This window comes from Candidatus Jordarchaeum sp., from assembly GCF_052745115.1.
Window position 1 is genome coordinate 1 of the sequence record NZ_JBRAKS010000520.1, and the last position, 1,904, is coordinate 1,904.

At 39.0% G+C, this 1,904-nt stretch carries 1 protein-coding gene; it reads right to left on the reverse strand.

What is annotated here, in order from left to right:
* Positions 1-570: 570 nt before the first annotated feature.
* The gene (locus ACUVXA_RS20410; RefSeq protein WP_445873134.1) at positions 571-1,359 is read right to left on the reverse strand and encodes a polyprenol monophosphomannose synthase; all 789 of its coding nucleotides are present in this window, start codon (positions 1,357-1,359) and stop codon (positions 571-573) included.
* Positions 1,360-1,904: the final 545 nt, after the last annotated feature.

Genomic DNA, 1,904 nt, shown 5'->3' on the forward strand with positions numbered 1-1,904 from the left:
TTTAATAATAATGGAAAATGTTTTAATAAATTTAGTAAAAATGGTTGATGATAAAAGGATGCTTACTTATGGTATGGGAGCCACACTCATAAAAATACCATTTTTATGCCTGCTGGTTTTCGTTCTGCTACATCTAATATTCTCAATTTACCTTTCATTAAATAATGTATAATGTAGATAGAAGGGTTTGGGAAAACTTCTGAAAAAAATTTAAATTTTAGTTTTGATAGCTTCTCTTTCCGCACTTATTATTTTAAGTTATGTAGTACTCAACGCAGCGACTCCGTACATTAATAATGAAACAAGTTCCTTTTATGATGGGTTCCATTTTTTGGAAGTTTGTGTGTCCTGTGCAAGTATGGGTGAATGATAACTAGTTTATTGTTCCTAGTATTCTGCGGTACTTCCTTAGATCTACTACTCACCTTGCCGAAAATTCTAAAAACTAAAACTGGGAAATATATTGAACAAAAGGAAAGTTAACCGTAGAAGTTGTAACAAAATCTTTCAAAAACGAGTGACACGAACATTTTATGCATATGTTTGTACTTCGATACTCCCAACCGTTGTTCATCTTTTTAGTTCGTTGAGTAATAGTCGGAGGAAGAGAACGAATTGTTTTAAGCCAAGTTTGGATTTTCCCCTACTTCTATCTTTAAAGGTGATTGGTATCTCTTTTATGGTGAGATTGAACTGTCGCGACCGGATTAGTATTTCCACGGGGAAGTCGTAGCCGAAGCAGTTTACATGGGGTAGGATTCTCATTATTGCCTCCCTCTTGAATGCACGGAAACCGGAGGTACTATCATGTACTCCGAGTCTGAAGAAGAGGTTTACAAGCAGATTGGCTGTTCTACTTACCACACGCCTAAAGAAGTTCCAACCAACTATACCGCCGCCGTGAACATACCGTGAACCTATAACAATATCATAGTTTCTCGCACTGTGGTATATTCTCAGAATTTCATCGGGGTTATGAGAGAAATCGGCATCCATCCCCATAATGACTCCCCCACAGGTGAGCCGGATACCATCCTTATAAGCATTTCCGAGACCTTTTTTCCCCTTCCTCAGAACAAGGGTTACATTATCAAACTTCTGAACATACTCTTTAACGATTCCCCCGGTCCCATCGGGACTACTATCATCAACAATGATCAGCTCCCCGTCTACCTCACATCTTTGAAACACTCCTAGAACGCGTTGAATCAAAGCCCCGATGTTCTCAGCTTCATTGTAAGTTGGGATAACTATTGAAAGTTCTCTTTCCCTATTACTAACACTTCTCCGAAAAACCTTATTTTCCCCAAACACGGACACGGAGCCCGTGTTAGGAGTTGGAACGGAAGCCTTGCTCATTGCCAAAAACCACATTAAAAGGTTATTATTATAATATAAATTATGACTGTTAGATATTGACAATATTTTAGTGATTTAAAGTTATCTATTGTTTAGGGGTACTCGCCTCAAGTATGGTTTTCCTAGTTATCGCTTGTCTTATGCGTGAGAGAAAGGGCTAATCTAATAGTATTCAAAAGAGTGAGTTGAGGGAGTGGGGGAGATTATCTGGCGCCTTGTTTGTGCACTTGGTTTCCGCGTTAAAAATAGTCACAGAACACATAATTTTCTTAAGATAAAATGGCTAAAAACGTTTTTCGAAAAGTATTAGGTTTACGAAAAACCGGTACGGTTTGCAGTCAGATTGGCGCAGTGGAACTCTTTCACCGTAGCTTTGAGGACCGTGGGTTCTCCTGAGGCTTCGGCATGATTTTTCTTAGGTTTGGCTTGGTTTCACACGGGAGGCACATAGACATTGTGATTGTCAGAAATATGTGGAAATCCCTGCAGGTAAGGGTTCTGGTACTAAATACGGTTGGTGGGTCTGATTAATATTTTGCTTTTCG